At 65.8% G+C, this 23,527-nt stretch carries 21 protein-coding genes; 14 read left to right on the forward strand and 7 right to left on the reverse strand.

Annotated elements, in window-relative coordinates:
• Positions 1-43: 43 nt before the first annotated feature.
• Entirely contained in the window at positions 44-892 is an 849-nt protein-coding gene (locus tag GGD62_RS21255) for an SDR family oxidoreductase (protein ID WP_183710016.1), read from the reverse strand.
• A 146-nt stretch (positions 893-1,038) separates the two neighbouring features.
• Here GGD62_RS21255 and GGD62_RS21260 point away from each other — a divergent pair, with 146 nt between their 5' ends.
• Positions 1,039-1,788, forward strand: coding sequence for an HAD family hydrolase (locus GGD62_RS21260; protein WP_179739191.1), 750 nt, complete (start codon positions 1,039-1,041; stop codon positions 1,786-1,788).
• A 24-nt stretch (positions 1,789-1,812) separates the two neighbouring features.
• Here the strand turns inward: GGD62_RS21260 and GGD62_RS21265 are convergent, their stop codons facing one another.
• Together GGD62_RS21265 and GGD62_RS21270 are read right to left on the reverse strand one after the other, a co-directional pair.
• Positions 1,813-2,220: a nuclear transport factor 2 family protein gene (locus GGD62_RS21265; RefSeq protein ID WP_018318475.1), complete on the reverse strand. Its 408-nt coding sequence runs from the start codon at positions 2,218-2,220 to the stop codon at positions 1,813-1,815.
• Between the two features lie 98 nt (positions 2,221-2,318).
• Positions 2,319-3,803, reverse strand: a complete 1,485-nt coding sequence (locus tag GGD62_RS21270; protein WP_183710018.1) for a mannitol dehydrogenase family protein — start codon at positions 3,801-3,803, stop codon at positions 2,319-2,321.
• Between the two features lie 144 nt (positions 3,804-3,947).
• Here GGD62_RS21270 and GGD62_RS21275 point away from each other — a divergent pair, with 144 nt between their 5' ends.
• The 6 genes from GGD62_RS21275 to uxuA all read left to right on the forward strand — a co-directional run bounded on the left by GGD62_RS21275 (position 3,948) and on the right by uxuA (position 10,223).
• Positions 3,948-4,760 (forward strand): FadR/GntR family transcriptional regulator, encoded by an 813-nt coding sequence (locus GGD62_RS21275; protein ID WP_183710020.1) that lies wholly within the window; start codon positions 3,948-3,950, stop codon positions 4,758-4,760.
• A gap of 70 nt (positions 4,761-4,830) precedes the next feature.
• The gene (locus GGD62_RS21280) at positions 4,831-5,808 is read left to right on the forward strand and encodes a sialic acid TRAP transporter substrate-binding protein SiaP (protein ID WP_026202026.1); all 978 of its coding nucleotides are present in this window, start codon (positions 4,831-4,833) and stop codon (positions 5,806-5,808) included.
• 116 nt (positions 5,809-5,924) lie between these two features.
• A complete protein-coding gene (locus tag GGD62_RS21285) occupies positions 5,925-6,503 on the forward strand; it encodes a TRAP transporter small permease (protein WP_183236949.1) in 579 nt (192 codons plus the stop codon).
• Positions 6,504-6,507: 4 nt separating this feature from the next.
• On the forward strand, positions 6,508-7,914 hold the full coding sequence (locus tag GGD62_RS21290) for a TRAP transporter large permease (protein WP_018318480.1): 1,407 nt from the start codon (positions 6,508-6,510) through the stop codon (positions 7,912-7,914).
• Entirely contained in the window at positions 7,911-8,960 is a 1,050-nt protein-coding gene (locus tag GGD62_RS21295; protein ID WP_183710022.1) for an L-idonate 5-dehydrogenase, read from the forward strand. Before GGD62_RS21290 ends, GGD62_RS21295 begins: the two co-directional genes overlap by 4 nt.
• Positions 8,961-9,032: 72 nt before the next feature.
• A complete protein-coding gene (gene uxuA, locus GGD62_RS21300) occupies positions 9,033-10,223 on the forward strand; it encodes a mannonate dehydratase (protein WP_018318482.1) in 1,191 nt (396 codons plus the stop codon).
• Positions 10,224-10,256: 33 nt separating this feature from the next.
• Here uxuA and GGD62_RS21305 read toward each other — a convergent pair whose 3' ends face one another.
• Positions 10,257-10,946 (reverse strand): aspartate/glutamate racemase family protein, encoded by a 690-nt coding sequence (locus GGD62_RS21305; RefSeq protein ID WP_018318483.1) that lies wholly within the window; start codon positions 10,944-10,946, stop codon positions 10,257-10,259.
• Between the two features lie 1,143 nt (positions 10,947-12,089).
• Between GGD62_RS21305 and GGD62_RS21310 the strand changes: the two genes are divergently transcribed.
• Genes GGD62_RS21310 through GGD62_RS21325 form a run of 4 tightly spaced genes read left to right on the forward strand, consistent with a single transcriptional unit; the run spans position 12,090 to position 16,592 of the window.
• A complete protein-coding gene (locus tag GGD62_RS21310; RefSeq protein WP_183710024.1) occupies positions 12,090-13,751 on the forward strand; it encodes a thiamine pyrophosphate-binding protein in 1,662 nt (553 codons plus the stop codon).
• A 3-nt stretch (positions 13,752-13,754) separates the two neighbouring features.
• Positions 13,755-15,020: an FAD-binding oxidoreductase gene (locus GGD62_RS21315; RefSeq protein ID WP_183710026.1), complete on the forward strand. Its 1,266-nt coding sequence runs from the start codon at positions 13,755-13,757 to the stop codon at positions 15,018-15,020.
• A gap of 9 nt (positions 15,021-15,029) precedes the next feature.
• Positions 15,030-15,773 (forward strand): aspartate/glutamate racemase family protein, encoded by a 744-nt coding sequence (locus tag GGD62_RS21320; protein WP_183230698.1) that lies wholly within the window; start codon positions 15,030-15,032, stop codon positions 15,771-15,773.
• A gap of 39 nt (positions 15,774-15,812) precedes the next feature.
• Positions 15,813-16,592, forward strand: a complete 780-nt coding sequence (locus GGD62_RS21325; protein WP_018318487.1) for an SDR family NAD(P)-dependent oxidoreductase — start codon at positions 15,813-15,815, stop codon at positions 16,590-16,592.
• A 4-nt stretch (positions 16,593-16,596) separates the two neighbouring features.
• On the opposite strand, the gene GGD62_RS21330 is transcribed toward GGD62_RS21325, so the two are convergent.
• From GGD62_RS21330 to GGD62_RS21340, 3 genes are read right to left on the reverse strand one after another with little or no spacing between them, the layout of a single operon-like run.
• Positions 16,597-17,391: an IclR family transcriptional regulator gene (locus GGD62_RS21330; protein ID WP_018318488.1), complete on the reverse strand. Its 795-nt coding sequence runs from the start codon at positions 17,389-17,391 to the stop codon at positions 16,597-16,599.
• Between the two features lie 20 nt (positions 17,392-17,411).
• Entirely contained in the window at positions 17,412-19,145 is a 1,734-nt protein-coding gene (locus GGD62_RS21335) for an FAD-dependent oxidoreductase (RefSeq protein ID WP_183710027.1), read from the reverse strand.
• Positions 19,146-19,152: 7 nt separating this feature from the next.
• Positions 19,153-20,367 carry an ABC transporter substrate-binding protein gene (locus tag GGD62_RS21340; RefSeq protein ID WP_018318490.1) on the reverse strand — a complete coding sequence of 405 codons (1,215 nt, stop codon included), beginning with the start codon at positions 20,365-20,367 and terminating at the stop codon, positions 19,153-19,155.
• Between the two features lie 393 nt (positions 20,368-20,760).
• Between GGD62_RS21340 and GGD62_RS21345 the strand changes: the two genes are divergently transcribed.
• The 3 genes from GGD62_RS21345 (at position 20,761) to GGD62_RS21355 (ending at position 23,494) form a co-directional block, all read left to right on the forward strand.
• Positions 20,761-22,062: an MFS transporter gene (locus GGD62_RS21345; RefSeq protein WP_092253712.1), complete on the forward strand. Its 1,302-nt coding sequence runs from the start codon at positions 20,761-20,763 to the stop codon at positions 22,060-22,062.
• A 109-nt stretch (positions 22,063-22,171) separates the two neighbouring features.
• Entirely contained in the window at positions 22,172-22,963 is a 792-nt protein-coding gene (locus GGD62_RS21350) for a fumarylacetoacetate hydrolase family protein (RefSeq protein ID WP_179739166.1), read from the forward strand.
• A 147-nt stretch (positions 22,964-23,110) separates the two neighbouring features.
• Complete coding sequence (locus GGD62_RS21355) at positions 23,111-23,494, forward strand: hypothetical protein (RefSeq protein WP_049814890.1); 384 nt, start codon at positions 23,111-23,113, stop codon at positions 23,492-23,494.
• Positions 23,495-23,527 lie beyond the last annotated feature (33 nt).

Raw genomic sequence — 23,527 nt, forward strand, 5'->3', positions numbered from 1 at the left:
GCGCGGGCAAAGCATGTCTGGGACGCGCCGGGACGCCGGAACCCTATCGTGCTTCGCCTGCGTGCCACAGCGCATCGAGGCCGTGCCGATAGGTCGGGTGGACAAGCGCGACGCCGAGCTCGCGCTTCAGTCTCGCATTGGAGACGCGGGCGCTGCTGGCATAGAAGCTGCGCGCCATTGCCGACATCTCGGCGGTGGCGAACGCCTCTTCCGGCGGCGGCGCAACGCCCATCAGTTTCGCCGCATAGGCGATCACGTCCTGCGGCGGTGCCGGCTCGTCGTCGCAGACGTTCCAGGTCCCGCCGCCCTTGTGCTGAATCGCGGCCATGATCGCGCTCGCGATGTCGTCGACGTGGATGCGGTTGAAGACCTGGCCGGGCTTGATGATGCAACGCGCCGTTCCCGCTCGCAATGTCGCCAGCGCGTTGCGGCCGGGGCCGTAGATGCCCGCAAGCCGCAGGATCGCGGCATCGCCGTGCGCAATGTCCATCCAGGCCTGCTCGGCAGCAACCCGCATGCGGGCGCGGTCGAGGGTCGCCTGCGGCGGGGTACTCTCGTCGACCCAGCCGCCGCCGTGATCGCCGTAGACGCCGATGGTGGAGAGATAGACGATCTTGCGGCGGCCCGCCGCCAACACGTCGCCGAACGCCGTGATGGCGGGATCGCCGCCGCTACCGGGCGGGATCGACACCACAAGGACGTCGGCATCGCGGACCTGCTCGATCGTCTCGCGTGCGAGGGGCTCGCCGGAGAAGGCGTGGACCTCGATGTCGGCAAGGCCGTTCCGCTGCGCGGGATCGCGCACGGTGCCGGCGATATGCGAGAAGCTGCCGCCATGTTTGCGGACGAAATGCCGGGCACTATAGCCGAGGCCAAGGATGAAGAGCCGCATGCGTCTCCCGTGCAGGTCGAAAGTTCCCGTCCGCGCGGTCGCGCGTCGTTTGCTCATAAGAGATTTTTGGGTCCGGCAAAAGATATTGCGATTTGTCTCGCCTTCTGCCTCGGGCGATGTTCGCCTGTCACAGGGAGGCATCGATCATGCAGGCAGAGGCGCTCGCTTTCGCCCCGGCGGATTCGCTGATCCGGCGCGCGAACGCGCTGATCTTCGACGTCGACGGCACCCTCGCCGAGACCGAGGAGCTGCATCGGCAGGCCTTCAACCATGCCTTCGCCCGCCACGGTCTCGACTGGCAGTGGGACCGCGCTCTCTACAAGGACCTGCTGCGGGTGACCGGCGGCAAGGAGCGCATGCGCGCTTACCACGAAAAGCTAGGGATCAGCCCGCCATTGCCGGACGAGGCCATCGCCGCGCTTCACCACATCAAGACCGCGCATTACGCCGGGCTGATCGAGACCGGTTGCTGTCCCTTAAGGCCGGGCGTGATCGAGCTGCTCGCTGCGGCGAAGGCGCGCGGCCAGCGGCTGGCGATTGCGACCACGACCTCGCACGGCAACATCGATGCGCTGCTGTCGCAGGCGCTGGGGGCGAACTGGGCTGCGGAGTTCGACGCCATCGTCGCCGGTGACGATGTCAGGCACAAGAAGCCGGCACCGGACGTCTATCTGGAAACGCTGGCGCGGCTGCAGCTCGGCGCGGCCGACTGCGTGGCAATAGAGGATTCCGCCAACGGGCTGATGGCGGCCTCACGCGCCGGCATTCCGGTTCTGATCACGCGGAGCATGTTCTTTGCGGATGATGATTTTTCCGCGGCGCGGGCCGTGCTGGATGACCTGTCGGAACTCGGGGCCGCCAAACCAGAAACTGAAAAACAACCCCATGCACAGTAGATCACGCCCGCGTGTCCGCCACGTTCAGTGGACCCGGTGGCTCGTTCTATCGTCTTCAGCCTGCTCCACAATCTGCGCGATCGGGCTCGACTGATGGTGCACCAGGCGCCACTCATCCCCGACGCGGCGAAAATGGTTCGCGGCGGCCAGGGCGGTGCCGTCGACGATCTCGATGCAGAGCACGCGGGCGCTGTCGCCGTCGACGATGACCTGCGGCTCGGCGCAGACGATCTGCGGCCGCTCCGGGCTTTGCAGGATGTCGCGCCAGCTTCCGATCACCGTCGCGCGCCCGATGATGGCCGGCCAACCGGGATGGATGCAGGAGATGCCGTCGTCGTCCGCCCACATCCGTTCCATGCCGTCGAAGTCGCCGGTCGAAAACGCGGCATAAAAGGCCGCGTTGGCGGCGATGATCTTGCTGTCCTTTGCCATCGCTCTCGGGTGGGGCAAGGACAGGCAAAAATCAAGCGCGACTTCCGTTCGACCTTGTGTCCGATTTAGACCGCAGTGCAGCATTGCCCGCTCAGTGGTCAGGCCGAGACGAGCGTCTCCACGGCCCGCCGCGCACCTTCCTTGTAAAGACGGCCGAGCGCCGTGGTCACGGCCTCGCGCAGGCGCGGATCAGCACCCAGCGGCCCGAACACCTTCTGAACCCCGAGCAGTGCAGGCGCGAGCCGCTCGGCAACAGGCCCCGCCTCGCGCGCCAGCGCGGCGAATTCGGCGGCAAGGGGATCGCGCACGTCGATGGCGCGGCCTTGCTCGTCGAGGCCGGCGACATAGCGCATCCAGCCGGCCACCGCGAGCGCATGCGTTGCGATCGGCAGGCCCCTCGCGAGGCGGTCCTGCATCGCGCCGAGCAGGCGCTGCGGCAGCTTTTGCGAGCCATCCATCGCGATCTGCCAGGTACGGTGATGCAGCGCCGGATTGGCAAAGCGCTTCAGCAGCGAGGCGCGATAGGCGGCAAGGTCAGTGCCCGCAGGCATCGTCAGCGTCACCGCGGCCTCCTCCATCACCTGTGCGGCAAGCCGCGCGAAATGCGGATCCTGCATGGTGTCGGCGATGGTCTCATAGCCTGCGAGATAGCCGAGATAAGCCAGCGCCGAATGGCTGGCGTTGAGCAACCGCAGCTTCATCAGCTCGAACGGCTTGACGTCGGCGACGAGCTCGACGCCCGCTGCAGCAAGGTCGGGCCGGCCCGCGGTGAAACGATCCTCGACCACCCATTGCGTGAACGGCTCGGTCATGACAGGCCAGGCATCGCGCATGCCGAGTGCGTTCGCGACCGCATCGCGGTCGGCATCATTCGTCTCCGGCACGATACGGTCGACCATGGTCGAGGGGAAAGCGGCATTGTCCACGATCCACTTGCCGAGTTCCCTGGAGCGGAGCGCAGCGAACTGCGTCACGATCCGCTGCACGGTGTGGCCGTTGGCGGCGAGATTGTCGCAGCACAGCACGGTGAACGGCGGGGCCCCCAGCGCGCGCCGCCGCGCCAGCGCAGCGACGATGAAGCCGGGCGCCGAGCGCGGCGCGTCGAAATTGTTGAGATCATGCACGATGTCAGGATGCCGCTCGTCGAGATCGCCGGTCTGCGGCGTGTGGCAATAGCCCTTCTCGGTGACCGTCAGCGAGACGATGCGAATGGCGGGATCGACCATCCGCTCGACCAACGCTGACGGGCTTTCGCGTGCGACGACGCTGTCGAGCAGCGCGCCGATGACGCGGTGCTCGGCGCCTTCGGCGGCGCGCACGGCAACGGTATAGAGATGATCCTGCGGGGCGAGGGCGTCGCGCGTATCCGGGCTGCGCAGGCTGGCGCCGACGATGCCCCAGGACGCGGCTCCTGCGGCAAGACAATCGTCGATGACGACGGCCTGATGCGCGCGATGAAACGCGCCGAGGCCGAGATGCACGATGCCGGGCGTGATGCGCGACCGGTCGTAGGCCGGGCGGCGGACAGCTGGCGGCAGCCGGTCGAGATTGGCGCGGCCAAGGCGCATTGAACCTGGGCGCATGGACGTCTCCCCTTTGCTTTGCCGCTGCTTGACATGGCGCCCGTATCAGGTCAATGCTCCGGTCAATTGGTAAGACCAATTTTCCAAAATTGGCGGGCCGCGGGCATTTCGGGTGCCCCGCGCGACCCTTTCGGGAGGACCAGCGTGCCGCTGGAAGCTGTGGAGGCGAGACGGCTTTACCGCCAGGTCGCCGATCAATTGCGAAGCCTGATCGACAGCGGCGAGTACGCGGTCGGCAGCCGCTTGCCGACCGAGCGCGAGCTCGCCGAGCAGCTTAGGGTGTCCCGGCCGACCGTGCGCGAAGCCTTGATTGCACTCGAGGTCGAGGGCCGCCTGCGCATCCGCGTCGGCTCCGGCATCTATGTGATCGAGCCCGCCGCAATCGCCGCGCCCGCAGCCGCGTCCGTCATCGAGGGGCCGTTCGAGCTGCTGCGCGCCCGCGAATTCCTCGAAAGCGCCATCGCCGAACAGGCTGCGCGCGTCGCGACCAGGGACGACATCGCCCGCATCGACGCCTCGCTCATCGCGATGGAGAACGTCGAGCATCCCGGCGAAGCCTCGATGGTGCATGACCGCGCGTTTCACGTCGCGATCGCCGGCAGCCTCGGCAATGCCGTTCTGGTGCGCGTGGTCGGCGAGCTGTTCGACCAGCGCCTCAATCCCTATTTCGCGCAGCTCGCGCATTATTTCGAAAGCCCGGGCACCTGGCGCACCGCGCTCGACGAGCATCGCGCCGTGCGCGAGGCGATCGCGGCGCATGATCCGCAAGCCGCGCGCGATGCGATGCGCGCGCATCTGGCGCGGTCGCAGGAGCGCTTCGCGCAGAATTTCGGCGCCGAGAAAGCGGCGGGATCATCTTCGGGGCGGAGCCGCGCCGTGCGATCCCCGGCGAAGCCGGCGACACCAAAGCGTCCCCCGAAGAAGCAGGCCAAGAGCGGCAGCGCGCGGCGGCGATGAGATTGTACAGCCCGCATCCGTGCCGGGGCGGGCGAACAAGAAGCAGACTTGAACGATGGAGGAAAAGTCGATGTTGAAGAAAATGACGATTGCAGCAGTGATGTCCGCCGCCGCGCTATTGGCTGCCACCCAGGCCAGTGTGGCGCAGACCAAGCTCAAATGGGCCCATGTCTACGAGACCTCGGAGCCGTTCCACACCGCCTCGGTCTGGGCCGCGCAGGAGATCGGCAAGCGCACCAACGGGCGTTATGCGATCGACGTCTATCCGGCCTCGCAGCTCGGCAAGGAAGCCGACATCAACCAGGGCCTGTCGCTCGGCTCGGTCGACATCATCATCTCCGGCTCGAGCTTCGCGGCCAAGAGCTTCCCGCCGATCGGCGTGACCTATTATCCCTACACCTTCCGCGACGCCGATCATCTGCTCGCCTACACCAAGAGCGACATCTTCAAGGAGCTCGCCAAGGGCTATGAGGACAAGAGCGGCCACCACATCGTCGCGGTGACCTATTACGGCGTGCGCCAGACCTCGTCGAACAAGCCGATCAAGACCTGCGCCGACATGAAGGGCCTGAAGATGCGCGTGCCGGACGTGCCGGCCTATCTCGCGATGCCGCGCGCCTGCGGCGCCAACACTGCGCCGATCGCCTTCGCCGAAGTCTACCTCGCGCTCCAGAACGGCACCGTCGAGGCGCAGGAAAATCCGCTGACCACGATCGAGGCCAAGAAGTTCTACGAGGTGCAGAAGCACATCGTGCTGACCGGCCATATCGTCGATCACCTCAACACGGTGGTTGCGGGCGCGCTGTGGAAGAAGCTCTCCGACGAGGACAAGAAGATCTTCACCGACGTCGCCCAGGAAGCCGCCGCCAAGGCCACCGCGGAGATCAAGCAGAACGAGGCCAAGCTGGTCGCCTTCTTCAAGGAGAAGGGCCTGAGCGTGACCGAGGTCGACAAGAACGAGTTCCGCGACACCGTGCTGAAGAACGTCGCGTTCGAGACCTTCGGCTATCGCAAAGCCGACTGGGAAAAGATCCAGGCGGTCAAGTAATCGATGCCAAGTCGTTCCGGAGTGACGCGTAAGCGTCGAATCCGGAACCTCGAGATTCCGGGTTCGGCTCTTCGAGCCGCCCCGGAATGACGATCGAGAGATTTGAGGAGTAACCCATGTCCACCGCCGAAATACACCGGCAGATCACCGCGGACGAGATCGCCCATACCTTCGAGGAGGAGGCGACGCCGAAGGTCGACCTCGGCATCTACGCGTTCGAGGACTGGGTGGCGCTCGCGATCTTCTGGGTGATGGCACTCGCCGTCTTCCTCCAGTTCTTCACCCGCTACGTGCTCAACGACAGCTACGCCTGGACCGAGGAGATTGCGACCTATTGCCTGATCGGCGTCGTCTTCATCGGCGCCTCGATGTGCGTGCGGCTGTCTCGGCACATCCAGGTCGATCTCGTCTATCGCTATCTGCCGCACCTCGTGGCGCGCGCCCTGTCGACGGTGATCGACCTGATCCGGATCGCCTTCTTCGGCTACGCCATCAAGTTGGTCTGGACTTACATCCAGATCATCGGCGACGAGCAGATGACGACGATCAATTTTCCCAAGAACTACGTCTATTACGCCGTGCTGCTCGGCTTCGTGCTGATGTTCCTGCGCTCGGTGCAGGCGGCGCTGCAACACTGGCGGCAGGGCTACTCGGTCCTCGAACGACCCGGCGCCTACGACGGATCGGAGATTTGACATCATGCTGCTGCTGCTCGGAGGCTTTCTCATCCTGATGCTGCTCGGCGTTCCCGTGGCGATCGCCATGGCCGCGTCGTCGCTGCTCTACATCCTGGTCAGCGGCGTGACGCCCGACGTCACGCTGGCGCAGCGCATGATCGCCGGCGTCGAGAGCTTTCCGCTGCTCGCGGTGCCGTTCTTCATCCTGGCCGGCAACCTCATGAACATCGCCGGCGTCACCGGCCGCATCTACAAATTCGCCGTCGCCCTGGTCGGCTGGATGCGCGGCGGCCTCGGCCACGTCAACATCATCGGCTCGGTGATCTTCTCCGGCATGTCCGGCACCGCGATCGCGGACGCCGCCGGTCTCGGCACCATCGAGATCAAGGCGATGAAGGATCACGGCTATTCCACCGAGTTCTCGGTCGGCGTCACCGCGGCCTCGGCGACGCTCGGGCCGATCATCCCGCCGTCGCTGCCCTTCGTGATCTACGGCATGATGGCCAACGTCTCGATCGGCGCGCTGTTCTTGGGCGGCGTCATCCCGGGCGTTGTGCTGACGCTGTTCATGATGGCGACGGTCACCTATTTCGCGCACAAGAACAAATGGGGCAGCGACACGCCGTTCTCCTGGCCGCAACTCGGCTCGGCCGGCCTCGAAATCCTCATCGTGCTGTCTTTCCCGATGGCAATCTGGCTGATGGTGCTGGCCGGCCTCTCGGTCAACGTCGCCGTGGTGATCGGCCTCGGCACGTTGCTGGCAATCGACTGGTACTTCGACTTCTCGGCGGTGATGGCGCTGATGGCGCCGGTGATCCTGATCGGCGGCATGACGCTCGGCTGGTTCACGCCGACGGAGGCCGCGGTCGCGGCCGTAATCTGGTCGCTGTTCCTCGGCCTCGTCCGCTACCGCACCATGACGCTGCAGACGGTGGCGAAGGCGACGTTCGACACCATCGAGACCACGGCCTCGGTGCTGTTCATCGTCACGGCAGCCTCGATCTTCGCCTGGCTGCTGACGGTGTCGCAGGCGGCGCAGACCTTGTCGGACTGGATGCTCAGCGTCACCCACAACAAATGGGTGTTTTTGGCGCTCGCCAACGTCTTGATCCTGTTCGTCGGCTGCTTCATCGACACCACGGCGGCGATCACCATCCTGGTGCCGATCCTGCTGCCGATCGTGCTCAAGCTCGGCATCGACCCGATCCATTTCGGCCTGATCATGACGCTGAACCTGATGATCGGCCTGCTGCATCCGCCGCTCGGCATGGTGCTGTTCGTGCTCGCCCGCGTGGCCAAGCTCTCGGTCGAGCGCACCACGGTCGCGATCCTGCCCTGGCTGGTGCCGCTGATGCTCGCGCTGATCGCGATCACCTACATTCCCGAACTGACCCTCTGGCTGCCAAAATACATGGGACTCTCCAAATGACCTCCGTTGCTCTCGCCGCTACCCTGTTCGGTCCCGAAGATCTGCGCATGGTCGAGCATCCGCTCGACAAGCTGGCAGACGGCATGGTGCGCATCCGCTTCGGCGCCGGCGGCATCTGCGGTTCGGACATGCACTATTTCCGCCATGCCCGGACCGGCGATTTCGTGGTGAAGTCGCCGCTGGTGCTCGGCCACGAGATCTCGGGCGAGGTCGTGGAGATCTCCGGCGCGGCTGCGAACCTGAAGGTCGGCGACCGCGTCGCCGTCAATCCCTCGCGCTGGTGCGGCCATTGCGTCGCCTGCCGCGAGGGCCGGCCGAACCTGTGTGAGAACATCTACTTCATGGGCTCGGCCTCGAAGACGCCGCACATGCAGGGCGGCTTTGCCAATTACTTCGACGCGATCCCCGCGCAGTGCGTGAAGATTCCCGACCACGTGTCCTACCAGGCCGCGGCGCTGGCCGAGCCGCTTTCGGTCTGCCTGCACGCGGTCGCGCGTGCCGGCAATATCGAGGGCAAGCGCGGCATCATCTTTGGTGCCGGCCCGATCGGGCTTCTGACCATGCTCGCCGCGCACCGCGCCGGTATGGCCGATATCACGGTGGCCGACATCGCGCCGGCACCGCTGGCCTTCGCGACCAAGCTCGGTGCTTCGCATGTCGAGAACGTGTCGGCAGGGGAAGAGGGCCTGAAGGCGCAGGCCGCGTCGCGTCCCTACGACGTCGCGTTCGAGGTCTCGGGAACGGCCGCGGGCCTTGCGAGCGCCATTGGCATCGTCAGGCGCGGCGGCATCGTGGTGCAGATCGGCAATCTGCCGGGCGGCCAGATTCCGACGCCGTCGAATGCGGTGATGGCGAAGGAGATAGACCTGCGCGGCTCGTTCCGCTTCGGCTTCGAATTCTCAACCGCGGTGGAACTGATCTCCAATGGCAGCGTCGACGTGCTGTCGCTGGTCACCGCCGAGCGTCCGCTGTCGACCGCGCCGGATGCGCTCAGGCTGGCGCTCGACCGCTCGCAGAGCGTCAAGGTCGTGCTGACCGCGAATTGACTCTTGTTTTGACGCGTTTTCTTCACGCGAACCGATACCCACTTCGCTCGAAAACGCTTTAGGAGATTGCGCATGATGCTCGAAGGCTGGCGCTGGTACGGGCCCGACGATCCTGTCTCGCTCGACGATGTCAGGCAGGCCGGGGCGAGCGATATCGTCTCGGCGCTGCATCAGGTGCCGATTGGCGAAGCCTGGACACGCAAGGCGGTGGAGGAGCGCAAGAACTTCATCGAGCGCGGCCAGCCCGGCCGCTCGCAGCTGACCTGGTCGGTGGTGGAATCGATTCCGATCCCAGACGACGTCAAGCGGCTCGGCGGCAAGGCGACCAAGTCGATCGAGGCCTGGATCGCGAGCCTCGAAGCCGTCGCGGCTTCGGGCATCAAGATCATCTGCTACAATTTCATGCCGGTGGTCGATTGGTGCCGCACCGATCTGGAATGGGAGCTGCCGAACGGCGCCCGCGCCATGCGCTTCGACCAGGACCGCTTTGCCGCCTTCGAGCTGCATATCCTCAAGCGCCCTGCGGCCGTGCAGGATTATTCGCCCGAGCAGCAGGCGCGTGCGAAAGCGCTGTTCGAGCAGATGAGCCAGGCCGATATTGACTATCTCGTCATGGTGATCGCCAGCGCGCTGCCCGGCTCGACCACCGAGCCGATGACCATCCCGCAATTCCGCGATCGGCTGGAGACCTATCGCGACATCACGCCAAAGATCCTGCGGCAGCATCTCGCCGAATTCCTCGGGCGCGTGACGCCGGTGGCCGAGCAGCTCGGGGTGTCCTTGACCCTGCATCCGGACGACCCGCCGCGGCCGCTGTTCGGCCTGCCGCGTATTGCCTCCAGCGCTGATGACTACCAGGCGCTGTTCGACGCCGTGCCGTCCAGGGCCAACGGCATCTGCCTGTGCACCGGCTCGCTCGGCGTGCGCGCCGAAAACAATCTGCCTGAAATGGCCGAACGCTTCGGCCCGCGTATTGCGTTCGCCCATCTCCGCGCCACCAAGCGCGAGGCCGACGGGCTGTCGTTCTACGAGTCCGATCATCTCGACGGCGACGTCGACATGGTCGCGGTGCTCAAGGCGCTGCTCAAGGAGAACGCGCGACGCGCGCCGGACAAGCAGATCGTGTTCCGTCCCGATCACGGCCACCGCATGCTCGACGACCTCGCCGCGACCAAGCGCACCAATCCCGGCTACACCGCGATCGGCCGCCTGCGCGGTCTCGCCGAGCTCCGCGGCGCGATCCGCGCGATCGAGCATCGGTGATAGAGGCGGGGCTCGGCGACGGCCGACATCGCATCACCCGATGGCGAAATCCGCCGCCGTCTCTGCGTGAATGGCCGTGGTGTCGAACGTCTCGACCGATGTGTCGTCAGGGCCGACCAGCATCGTGATCTCGGTGCAGCCGAGGATGATGCACTCGGCGCCGGCGGCGACCAGCGCTGCCATCACCTCCTGATAGCGGCGGCGCGAGGGGTCGGCGACGATACCGAGGCACAGCTCGTCGTAGATGATGCGGTTCACGTCGGCGCGCGCCTCAGGGTGAGGGACCAGCACGTCGAGATCATGCGCGCGCAGCCGGTCGATGTAGAAGTCCTCCTCCATCGTGAACTTGGTGCCGAGCAGCCCAACCCGCCGATAACCTTTCGCCCGGATCCGCTGCGCCGTCGCGTCGCCAAGGTGGATGAACGGAACGGTCACGCTGGAGATGATGTCGGGCGCCAGCTTGTGCATCGTGTTCGTGCACAGCACGATCGCCCGCGCGCCGGCGCCTTCAAGACGCCGGGCGACCTCCGCCAGGCTGGCCGCTGCCTCGCGCCAGCGGCCGGCGTATTGCATCTGCTTGATTTCCTCGAAATCGTAGGAATACAGCAGGAGCGGCGCCGAATGCAGCTTGCCCATGCGGTCGCGGACCCGCTCATTGATGAGCTTGTAGTAGAGTGCCGTGCTCTCCCAGCTCATGCCCCCGATCAGGCCGATGGTTTGCATTCCGGTGTCCTCGACGATTTGGTTTCGTCCGGATCGTAAACGAAGACGTCGAAGCGCGGTAGCCATCGCTTGATTGCGGCTTGATGCAGCGTCAGGCCTAATTATTTCAGCGCTCGTAGCCCGGATGGAGCGTTAGCGTAATCCGGGGCCTTCGCCCGGCATCTCACACCGTCCCGGATTACGCTGGCGCTCCATCCGGGCTACGCCATCGTCCTGTGTCGCCCTCTGTCAATTGCCGCGCACAAAAATATTCCACTTTACCGAAATTCGGTTTCGGCGTATGTGTCGGTCATCCTGATCCGGCGAAAGGGGCGGTCGTACGTCGTCACGAGCCGCGGATCGGGGAGCGGTGGACGCAGGCGGCGTCGTGCACGAGAGGCGGGAGCAGGGCGGGAGAACCCCGTGAGGTCCAGGCTTCGTGCGGACGAACGGCGCTTGAAGCGTACGGCCAAATCGCGTGGTCCTGGCTGTCGTTGCTACAGCCAAGCCTTGCGGAGGTGCGCCGAGCCCGACCGGGCGAAGCGCGCCGCCAATCCGCGGGGTGACGGAGGCAAGCAGGAACTCGTCTCCGGGGAGAGCGCGCCATAGGCCGTCAAACATCGCGCAGGGAAGGCCGGATGATCGGCTGCCCTGTGTCTCCCTCGTGCATTGCGTGTGCAATGTCTTCGCACGGGGGTCTTGCGGGTGCCAGCCGGCACCCGGCCTTCCCTGCGCCCTTTTTCTTCGGAGAGGGCGTGAAGCGGACAGCAAAACTCGGGCGGAAGCGCCGCGAGAAGGTGGAGGCATGTCTGCGAGTCACAACCGATATCGTAGGGTGGGCAAAGCGCAGCGTGCCCACGCTCTTGTTGCTTATGGAGGGAGATCGTGGGCACGGCGCAAGTGCGCCTTTACCCACCCTACGGCACTGGATTGCTTCGTCGCACCAGCGCAAAATTGCTACGCAATTCTGTCGCGGGCTCCTCGCAATGACGTGCCAACCGCAATCCCTGCACCAAGCCCGACGAACAGGCGTCGTGCAAACGGCACCGACGGGCATGACGTCTGCGCAGGCTGCGAGAAGCCTTTCGATCTTGCGCGCCCTCTCGGCCTGTCCTACGCAGTCTCCGAATAATAGCGCATCGCCAGAGCCTTGAGGGAGCCGTCATGACCATCCGCAACACCCGTACCGGGGGCCAGATCCTGATCGACCAGCTGGTCGCGCAAGGGGTCGAGCGCGTCACCTGTGTGCCGGGCGAGAGCTATCTGGCCGCGCTCGATGCGCTGCATGACAGCCCGATCGACGTCATGATCTGCCGCGCCGAAGGCGGCGCGGCGATGATGGCGGAGGCCTACGGCAAGCTGACCGGGCGGCCCGGCATCTGCTTCGTCACGCGCGGCCCCGGCGCCACCAATGCCAGCCACGGCGTCCACATTGCGATGCAGGATTCGACGCCGATGATCCTGTTCGTCGGCCAGGTCGACACCGGCATGCGCGAGCGCGAGGCGTTCCAGGAGCTGGACTACAAGGCGGTGTTCGGCACCATGGCGAAGTGGGCGGTCGAGATCGATCGTCCCGATCGCATTCCGGAGCTGGTGGCGCGCGCCTTCCGCGTCGCCATGCAGGGCCGCCCCGGTCCCGTCGTGATCTCGCTTCCCGAGAACATGCTGACCGAGACCGCCGCCGTTGCCGATGCCATGCGCATCGAGCCTGCCGTGAGCTGGCCCGCGCCAGCGGATATCGAGAAGCTCGGCGCGATGCTCGCGAGCGCCAAGGCGCCGCTCGTCATCCTCGGCGGCTCGCGCTGGACGGATGAGGCGACCAAGAGCATCGCCCGCTTTGCCGAGCGCTTCGACCTGCCGGTCGCGACCTCGTTCCGCCGGGCCTCGCTGATCGATGCCGACCATTCGCATTACGCCGGCGATCTCGGCATCGGGCCGAGCCCGGGCCTGAAGGCGCGCATCGACAACGCCGATGTCGTGCTCCTCGTCGGCGGCCGCATGTCGGAGATGCCGTCCTCGTCCTACACGCTGCTCGATATTCCGACCCCGCAGCAGAAGCTGATCCATGTGCATCCCGGCTCCGAAGAGCTCGGCCGGGTCTATCAGCCGGCGCTCGCGATCCAGGCGACGCCCGCCGCGTTCGCCGCCGCCGTCGAGACGCTGAAGCCTTCAGGCGCGGTGGCCTGGAAGGGCGAGGCCGCCAAGGCGCATGACGATTATCTCGCCTGGACCGAGAAGGCGCGCGAGCTGCCGGGCACGTTCCAGTACGGCCAGGTCATGACCTGGCTGCGCGACAGGCTCCCGAAGGACGCGATCGTCTGCAACGGCGCCGGCAATTATGCCGGCTGGATCCACCGCCATCATCGCTTCCACAGTTTTGCCGCGCAGCTGGCGCCGACCTCGGGCTCGATGGGCTACGGCGTCCCGGCGGCAGTTCTCGCCAAGCGGCAATATCCGGATCGCACCGTCGTCGCCTTCGCCGGTGACGGCTGCTTCCTGATGAACGGCCAGGAGTTCGCGACCGCCGTGCAGTATGACGCGCCGCTGGTCGTGATCGTGGTCGACAATTCGCAATACGGCACCATCCGCATGCACCAGGAGCGTGACTATCCCGGCCGCGTGGTGGGCACCCAGCTCAAGAACCCTGATTTCGCAATGTACGCGAAGGCATTCGGCGGCCATGGCGAGCGCGTTGAGCGCACCGAAGAGTTCGCGCCGGCGTTCGAGCGTGCGCTGGCCTCGGGCAAGCCGTCGATCCTCCACTGCATCATCGATCCGCGCGCGATCTCGGTCGGCAAGGACTTTGCGCCCGCGGTGAAGGCGTAAGCGATGACGACCGGTCGCCACGTTGCGATCGTCGGAGCCGGCGCGGTCGGTGTCATCAGCGCCATCGAGGCCTTGCGCGAGGGCCATCGCGTCACGCTGATCGATCCGGGCGAGCCCGGCGGCGAACAGGCGGCGAGCTATGGCAATGCCGGCTGGCTGTCGTCGCATTCGGTGATCCCGCCGGCGGAGCCGGGCATCTGGAAGAAGGTGCCGGGCTATCTAATGGATCCGCTCGGGCCGCTTGCGATCCGCTGGTCGTATTTGCCGAAGGCGCTGCCCTGGCTGATCAAATATCTGCTCTCGGGTTGGACCGAGGCGCGGGTCGAGACAACGGCCTTTGCGCTGCGCGACCTGTTGAAGGACGCGCCGCTGCTGCACCGGAAGCTGGCGGAGGAGGCTGGCGTCCCCGAGCTGATCGAGCGCAATGGCGTGATGCATGTGTTTCCGTCGCGCGGCAATTTCGACAATGATCTCGGCTGGCGCCTGCGCAAGAAGGTCGGCGTCGAATGGATGGAGCTCAACGCCGACGAGATGCGCCAGCGCGAGCCCGATCTGCATCCGCGCTACACCTTTGGCGTGGTGGTGGAAGAGGCCGGGCGCTGCCGCGATCCCGGCGCTTATGTTGCGGCGCTTGCCAACCACGCGCTGGCGAGCGGCGCCAAGCATGTGCGCGCCAAGGCGACTGGCTTGAGGCTGAACGGCGACAAGCTGGTCGCTGTCCTCACCGAGACCGGCGAGATCGCCTGCGATGCTGCCGTCGTCGCGGCCGGCGCCCGATCAAAACAGCTCACCGCATCGGTCGGCGATCCCTTGCCGCTCGAGACCGAGCGCGGCTACCATGTCATGATAGAGAACCCGGAGTCAGGTCCGCGCAGCTCGATGATGGCATCCGACGCCAAGATGGTGGTGAACTGGACCGACAAGGGCCTGCGCGCCGCCGGCACGGTCGAGATCGCGGGCCTCGAGGCCGCGCCGAACTGGAAGCGCGCCGAAATCCTGCGCAACCACCTTGTCAGCATGTTTCCAAAACTGCCGAAAGACATTCCGGCCTCACGCATCAAAACCTGGTTCGGCCATCGGCCGAGCATGCCGGATGGACGTCCCTGCATCGGCTATGCGCGCGCCTCGCGTGACATCGTCTATGCCTTCGGCCACGGCCACGTCGGGCTGGTCGGCTCGGCCCGTACCGGCCGGCTCGTCGCGCAGTTGCTCAGCGGCAAGCCGCCCGAGATTCCGCTGGCGCCGTTTGCGCCCGAACGTTTCCTCTGAGGTCGCAGCATGACCAGTTCGGCCAATTTACCCTCCCGCATCGCCCGTGGCGGCAAGGCCATCTATGGCGCGCCGCTCGGCATCTTGATGCTGGAAGCGCGCTTCCCCCGCATTCCCGGCGACATGGGCAACGGCACGACCTGGCCATTCCCCGTGCTCTATCGCGTGGTGAGCGGGGCTTCGCCGGAGAAGGTGGTGCTGAAGGGCGCGGCCGGCCTGCTGCCCGACTTCATCGATGCCGCCAAGGATCTGGTGCGGCTCGGCGCTGAAGCCATCACCACCAATTGCGGCTTCCTCTCGCTGTTCCAGAAGGAGATCGCGGCCGCGGTCGGCGTTCCCGTTGCGACCTCGTCGCTGATGCAAGTGCCGTGGGTGCAGGCGACCTTGCCGCCGGGCAAGCGCGTCGGCCTCGTCACGGTGTCGGGCTCGACCTTGACGCCGGCTCATCTCGAGGGCGCCGGCGTGCCGCTCGACACGCCGCTGGTCGGCACCGAGAACGGCAAGGAATTCTTCCGCGTCCTGATCAAGGCCGAGAAGGACGATATGGACATCGCGCAGGCCGAGCGCGACGTGGTCGAGGCCGGCAAGGAGCTTGTCGCCAAAAATCCCGATGTCGGCGCGATCGTGCTCGAATGCACCAACATGCCGCCTTATGCGGCAGCGTTGCAGGCCGAGGTCGGGTTGCCGGTCTACGACATCTATTCCATGATCACCTGGTTTCACGCCGGACTGCGCCCGCGCGTCTTTGCGTGAACGCGTCCGTGAGATCGTCACAAGTCCTGGAGCGAGCCCATGAAGTTATCCGGCAAGGTCGCCGCCATCACCGGCGCCGCACGCGGCATCGGCAAGGCCTGCGCGAAGAGATTTTTGGATGACGGCGTCAAGGTCGTGATCTCGGACGTCGATGCCGAGGGCCTCGCCGCGACGGCGGCCGAGCTCGGACGTCCGGAGGCCTTGCGCACCGTCGTTGGCAATGTCGCCAGGCGCGCCGACGTCGACCAGCTCGTCGCCACCGCCGTGAAGGAATTCGGCCGGCTCGACATCATGGTCAACAATGCCGGCGTCGCCCGCAACCGGGACATCCTGGAGATATCCGAGGAGGAATTCGACGAGATCATCGGCATCAATTTGAAGGGCGCGTTCTTCGGCGTCCAGGCGGCGGCGAAGCAGATGATCGCGCAAGGCGGCGGTGGGGTCATCATCAACATGTCCTCGGTGAACGCGCTGCTGGCGATCCCGGCGCTGGCGACCTACGCGATGTCCAAGGGCGGCATGAAGCAGCTGACCTCGGTTGCCGCCGTCGCGCTCGCCCCGCACAACATCCGCGTCGTCGCGGTCGGACCGGGCACGATTTTGACCGACATGGTGGCGTCGTCGATCTACACCTCGGAGGACGCGCGCAAGACCGTGATGTCACGCACGCCGGCCGGCCGCGGCGGCGAGCCGAGCGAGGTGGCGTCCGTCGTCGCGTTCCTGGCGAGCGACGATGCGTCCTACATTACCGGGCAGACGATCTATCCGGATGGGGGGCGATTGATCCTGAATTACACGGTGCCGGTGAAGGAGAAGTAGGCCCTCACTCCGCCGCAACCGTCATCCCGTAGCCGAGCCGCTTCGAGATGCCGCCGGCACAATCCCGCAACGCATGCGCGATCGGGCTGTCCCAGCGCGCATCGAACGTGCCTTCGGGTCCCATCGCCGTGATGACCAGCGCGACATGGCCGGAATGATCGAACACGGGGGCCGAGAAGGCGTTGACGCCGGGCAGGGGATCGCCGAGCGCGCGGGCGAGGCCGTGCTTGCGGACCTCCGTCAGCATCTCGGCGACCTTGGCGCCCTTCACGGTGCGCTTCGGATTGTAACCGACGCCGTGACGATCGAGCCCGCTCTCCAGCGCGGCGTTGATGGTCTTCTCCGGCAGGAACGCCGCAAAGGCGCGACCGGTGGCCGTCTCCAGCAGCGCCATCACCGAGCCCGCGCGCATCACGATGTGGACCGGCTGGGCCGGCTCTTCGAGCTGGACGACGGTCGGGCCGTACGTGCCCCAGACTGCCAGTGAGACCGCATGTCCGATCTGACTCGCGAGCGCGGCGATCTTCGGCCTTGCGATGCGCACGCCGGAGAGGCGGCGCAGGCTGATCAGGCCGAGCTCCAGCGCCAGCGCGCCGATCTCGTAGCGGCCGGTGGTCTCGTCCTGCTCGATCAGCCCGATGCGGGAGAAGCTGGCGAGGTAAGGATGCGCCTTGGCCGGCGACATGCCGGCCTCGCGCGCGAGATCGCGCAGCATCATCGGCTCGCCGCACCTTGCGAGCGCGCGGAGCAGCTCTCCGCCGACCTCGATGGACTGGATGCCGCGGCTTTCCCTCTTCATGCGCCTCCGATGCGCTTGGCTTACGCCGCGTCGCGCTTGGCGGCGCTGTCGGCGAGATGACGGCCGGCAATGTAGCCGAAGGTCAGCGCCGGCCCAAGCGTGATGCCGGCCCCCGGGTAATTGCCGCCCATGATGCTCGCCATGTCGTTGCCGGCGGCATAGAGCCCGGGAATGACGCTGCCCTCGGCATCGAGCGCGCGCGCGTTCGCGTCGGTGACGATGCCGGCATAGGTGCCGAGGTCGCCGATCACCATCTTGATGGCGTAGAAAGGCCCCTTCTCAATCGGCGCCACGCAGGGGTTGGGGCCGTGCATCGCGTCACCCTGGTAGCGGTTATAGGCCTTCGAGCCCTTGCCGAACGCGGCGTCATGGCCTTGCAGCGCGGTGGCGTTGAACTGCTTGACGGTCTCGGCGAATGCCTTGGCATCGATGCCGGCCTTCGCCGCCAGCGCCTCCAGCGTGTCGCCGCGCATGAGATAGCCGGTATTGAGGTGATGACCCAGCGGCATCGGGAACGGCGGCACGCAGCCGAGACCGTATTTGCGCAGCGTTGGGTGATCGCAGACCAGGAAGGCGGCGATCTCCTCGCCGGGCTTGGCGGCCTTGATCATGGCCTGGACGAAGTCGTGATAGGAATTGCCCTCATTGGCAAAGCGCTTGCCGTCGCGCATCACCGCGATCACGCCGGGCTTGGCGCGGTCGATGAAGTGCGGCATCACGCCCTTGGAACCGTCCTTGCGCGTGGTCAGCGACACCGGCACCCAGGCCGCCGCGTTCGGCAGCCGGTCCTCGATATGTCCGCCGGCGCGCTCCGCAAGACGCAGTCCGTCGCCGGTGTTGCCGGTCGGCCCCGGCGAGAAATGCTCGTTGCCGGTCGGGGCGTGCGGAAACATCTTCTTGCGCCGCTCCACATCATGCGGGAAGCCGCCGCAGGCCAGCACCACGCCTTGCCTTGCGCGGACGCGCACCTCGCGTCCCTCTCGCGAAACGATGGCACCCGTCACCGCGCCGTTCTCGACCGTCAGCTCGCGCACGGGCGAGGACAGCCACATCGGGATGTTCAGATCCTGGGCGGATTTCGCCAGCCGCCCTGCGAGCGCATTGCCGTTGGTCAACGTCATGCCGCGGCCGTAGCGCAGCACGTCCATCAGGTGACGCGACAAGCGCTTGGCGACGTAGACCGCGGAAGTCAGCGACTTCGTCACCCGCATGAAGTGGATGATCTCCTTGCCGCTTCCCAGCATCATGCCGAACACGGTGAGCTCGGGCAGCGGCATGCCCAGCGACTTGATGAGGTCGCCGAGCTCGCGGCCGTCGAACGGGCGCGTCACCATGGAGCGACCGCCTTGTGCGCCGCCGGGTGCTTCGGCGTGGTAGTCGGGAAACACCAGCGGCATGTCGAAGCGCAGCGCGGTCTTGGTGGTGAAGAAATCGACGGCCTCGGGACCGGCCGAGAGAAATGCATCGACGCGTGCCGCGTCGTAATTGTTGCCGGCCTCGTGCCGCAAATAGGTGCGGGCCTGCTCCGGCGTCTCGGCGATGCCGTAGGCCTTTGCCAGCGACGTGCCGGGAATCCAGAGCCAGCCGCCGGAGCGGGCGGTGGTGCCGCCAAAGCGCGGTTCCTTCTCGACGATCAGCACGTCGAGGCCGCGATGGCGCGCGGTGATCGCGGCCGACATGCCGGAGCAGCCTGATCCGGCCACGAGCACATCGCACTCGTAAGTCTCAATTGCGCTATGCTCGCTGCCGGTCATCTTGGCCTCACTTCTTCAGGAGCGGACATTTGGACTCGGAGACCGGGCGGAAGGCGTCCTCGCCCTTCACGGTCTTGACGATGTCCAGGTAATCCCACGGCTCCTTCGACTGCTCGGGCTTCTTCACCTTGGCGAGATACATGTCGCGGATGACGCGGCCGTCCTCGCGCAACTTGCCGCCATGGACGAATGTATCCTCGATCGGCAGCTCGCGCATCTTGGCCATCACCTTGGCGGAATCGTCGGTGCCGGCCGCCTTGATGGCCTTCAGATAGTGCAGCACCGAGCCGTAGACGCCGGTCTGGATCATGGTCGGCATCACCTTGGTGCGCTCGTAGAACTTCTTCGACCAGGCGCGCGTTGCTTCGTCCATGGCCCAGTACGAGGCCGTGGTCATGTAGGTGCCCTGCGCGGCCTTGAGGCCGATCGCGTGTACGTCGGTGTCGAACATCAGGAGGCCGACGAGCTTCTGGCCACCCTGGACGAGGCCGAACTCGCCGGACTGCTTGATCGCGTTGTCGGTGTCCTGGCCGGCATTGGCGAAGGCGACGACGTCGGATTTCGAGCTTTGCGCCTGGAGCGCGAAGGAGGAGAAGTCCGCGGTGTTGGTCGGATGCTTGACGCCGCCCAGGACCTTTCCGCCCATCTCGTTGACGAAGCGCGTGGCGTCCTTCTCGAGCTGCTGGCCGAAGGCGTAGTCCGCGGTGATGAAGTACCAGGACTTACCACCCTCCTTGATCACGGCGGAGGCCGTCACCTTCGACAGCGCGTAGGTATCGTAGGTGAAGTGCACGGTGTTCGGGCTGCACAGCTCGTCGGTCAGCGAGCTTGCGCCGGGGCCGGAAAGCAACGCGACCTTGCCCCGCTCGCGCACCATGTTGTGGACGGCGATCGCGATGCCGGAGTTGGGGATGTCGACGACGGCGTCGACCTTGCCGTTGTCGAACCAGCCGCGCACGATCTGCACGCCGACGTCGGTCTTCATCTGGTGATCGGCGCTGATGATCTCGATCGGCTTGCCGAGCACGGTCGGCCCGAATTCCTCCACCGCCATCTTCGCGGCCTCGACCGAGCCCGGCCCTGAGTTGTCGCGGCCCCAGCTCGACAGATCCGTCAGCACGCCGATCCGCACCGCGTCGTCGGAGACTTGCGCGGTGGCGACTGTGGTCATGGCTGCCGAAGTCATGGCCGCGAGCATGGCGCAGGCCAGAAGCCCTCTCATCGTTGTTTCCTCTCTCTTATTGACCGCATGGCGCGGCTGGCTGTCCTTGAGTGGAATTAGATATAAGCAAATAAGTTTGTCAATGGTGAATTCGGGGTCCGGAATGAGTTCCTCTCGGCGGATGAGACGACAGGGGGCACCGCTGCTTCAGCGCCCGTGATTGCGAACTCAGCGACTTGTCCGCCGAAGCCTTGGCGAAGGCGGAAACAATCCAGACTCTCTCCCGGAGCCAGCCTGGATTGCTTCGTCGCAAGAGCTCCTCGCAATGACGGATGTTGCGACACGGGCGCGCACAAAATCCCGCGTTGTTATCCTGTGAGAGCCATCACCCCTGCAGGTTGCAACCCTCGGCACGATTGGCCATGATGCTCGCGGGAATCTCTGGGGCAGGGCATGACGGCAGCAACGGGAGTCTCCGCGGCGGCGGAGAAATCGACGACGGCGCATGTGGTGTGGGCGAGCGCGCTCGGCACCGCCATCGAATGGTACGACTTCCTGATCTACGGCACGGCGGCGGCGCTGGTCTTCAACAAGCTGTTCTTCCCGAGCTTCGATCCCTTCGTCGGCACGCTGGCGGCGTTCTCGACCTATGCGGTCGGTTTCGTGGCGCGGCCGATCGGCGGCGCCATCATCGGCCACTACGGCGACCGGCTCGGCCGCAAGACCATGCTGGTCGCGACCATGATCGCGATGGGGCTCGGCACCTTCCTGATCGGCTGCCTGCCGACCTACAGCCAGATCGGCGTGTGGGCGCCGATCCTGCTCATCGTGCTGCGCTTCGTCCAGGGCATCGGCCTGGGCGGCGAATGGAGCGGCGCGGTCGTCATGGTGATCGAGCATGCCGGCAATCGCCGCGGCTTCTATGGCAGCCTGGTGCAGATCGGCTTTCCCGTCGGCGTTGCCGCATCGACCGGCATTTTCGGCCTGATGACCAAGCTGCCCGAAGCCGATTTCCTGAGCTGGGGCTGGCGCGTGCCGTTCCTGATCAGCATCCTGCTCGTCGGTGTCGGCTTCATCGTGCGGCTCAAGCTCGCGGAGACGCCGCACTTCAAGGAGGTGGTCGAGCGCAAGGAGGTGCTGGCGCAGCCGGTGCTGGAAGTGCTCCGCCGCGACTGGCGCAGCTTTCTGCTGGCGATCGGCATCACGGTGTCCGAGGTCGGGCTTGCTTATCTCCTCACCGTCTTCACCGTGGTCTATGCCACGACGAAGCTCGGGCTGCCGCGCCAGGTGATCCTGGATGCCGTGGTCTATGCCGCCCTCGTCGAGTTCGCGACGCTGCCGCTCGCCGGCTGGCTGTCCGACATCTTCGGACGCAAGGCTCTATACCTTGCCGGCGGCGTGTTCTCGGTGGCGCTGGCGTTTCCGTTGTTCTGGTTCCTCGATACGAAGGAGCCGGCGCTGATCACGCTGGCGCTCGTCGTCACGATGACGCTGACCCATGCGCTGCTATTCGGGCCGAAGGCCGCGTTCATGCCGGAGTTGTTCCGCACCCAGGTGCGCTACAGCGGAGCCTCGCTCGGGGCCAATGTCGCGGCGGCGCTGAGCGGCGGCTTCTCGCCGCTGATTGCGACTGCGCTGCTGGCGTGGGCCGGCTCGTACTGGGCCGTGTCCGTCTACATCATCGCCCTCTCCATCATCACGATCGTCGCGACGCTGATGGCGCCGGAGACGGCGCGGAGTTCGCTGAAATCCTGATGTCGATCGTCTCGCGACTCAAGATGCAGCAGCCGGGCCATTGGCCTGCGGACCGTTTGGTTCTAAGAACGCCCCTGAGGAAACCTCCCCCAAGCCAGGGAACAGAACCATGACGAAGACGTCTCGACGCGACGTGCTCACTGCCGCAGCCGCGATGACAGCGGCGGGCATCGCCGAAGCTGCGCCGGCCGCAGCGCAGGCCGGACCGAAGCCGATCTTTCCAGTGCCGATGGTGACGATCCCGATCGTCGGCGAGAGCCAGGTGTTTCAGGTCCGCCGCATCTACTGCATCGGGCGCAACTACGCAGCGCACGCGATCGAGCGCGGCTCGGACCCCAACCGCGAGCCGCCGTTCTTCTTCCAGAAGCCGACGGACGCGATCCAGAACGTCGCGGTCGGCGAGGTCGCCGATCATCCCTATCCGTCACTGACCAAGAACTATCATCACGAGGTCGAGCTTGTCGCCGCCCTGAAATCAGGCGGCACCAATATCCCGGTCGATAAGGCGCTCGACCACGTCTATGGCTACGCGCTCGGCCTCGACATGACCCGGCGCGACCTCCAGAATGGCATGGCCGCGGAGAAGAAGCCCTGGGAGATCGGCAAGAGTTTTGACCACGCCGCGGTGATCGGCCCGATTCATCCGGCCAGCAAGACCGGCCATTTCGAGAAGGGCGCCATCTCGCTGGCGATCAACGGCACGGTGAAGCAGAACTCGGATCTCAGCAAGATGATCTGGAACGTGGCCGAGCAGATCGCAAAGCTGTCGGAAGCCTTCGAATTGAAAGCCGGCGATATCATCTATTCCGGCACGCCGGAGAATGTCGGTCCCGTCGTGAAGGGCGACGTGCTGCTGTGCAAGCTCGAGGGCTTGCCTGATATGTCGATCAAGATCGTGTAGCTCCACGCCGCCGTCGCAACCGCCGGTTGGCGGCGGCAGCCCTGCGCCAAGGGAGTTCCACCCGCCGATTGCCATTTGTTGGCCGGCAAGCGAACCTCCTGTGGCCATATTTGGGAACGAGTGATTTTCCGCGAGGGAGGCGCTCCGATGACCAAGGCTCTAATTACTGCTGTCGCAATGCTGGCCTGTGTGCCCGTGAGCGCGGTTGCGCAGGAGCGCGCCGGCGATGCAGCACTCGGTGCCGTCTCCGGCGCGGTCGTGCTGGGCCCGGTCGGGGCGGTTGCCGGAGCCTTGATCGGCTACACTGCCGGACCTTCGATCGCTCGGTCCTGGGGTATGAGAGGTTCGCACTCGGCAGGACATCGGCCGCCGCCGCGCCGCGCGGCCGCGACCAGGAGCCCGACGCGCACCCGCGAGGCGATGGCAGCCAACGGTCAGATGCGAGCTGCTGGCAATCCGGCTCCGCCGGTTCAGGCCGCTCCCGCCGCTCCGGCGCAAGCCTCGGCGCCGCCGGTTCAGGGGTTCGACTAAGGCCGCAGCTTCAAGCCGACGTCTTCGGCCGCA

The organism is Bradyrhizobium sp. ERR14, from assembly GCF_014198235.1.
Classification (GTDB): domain Bacteria; phylum Pseudomonadota; class Alphaproteobacteria; order Rhizobiales; family Xanthobacteraceae; genus Bradyrhizobium.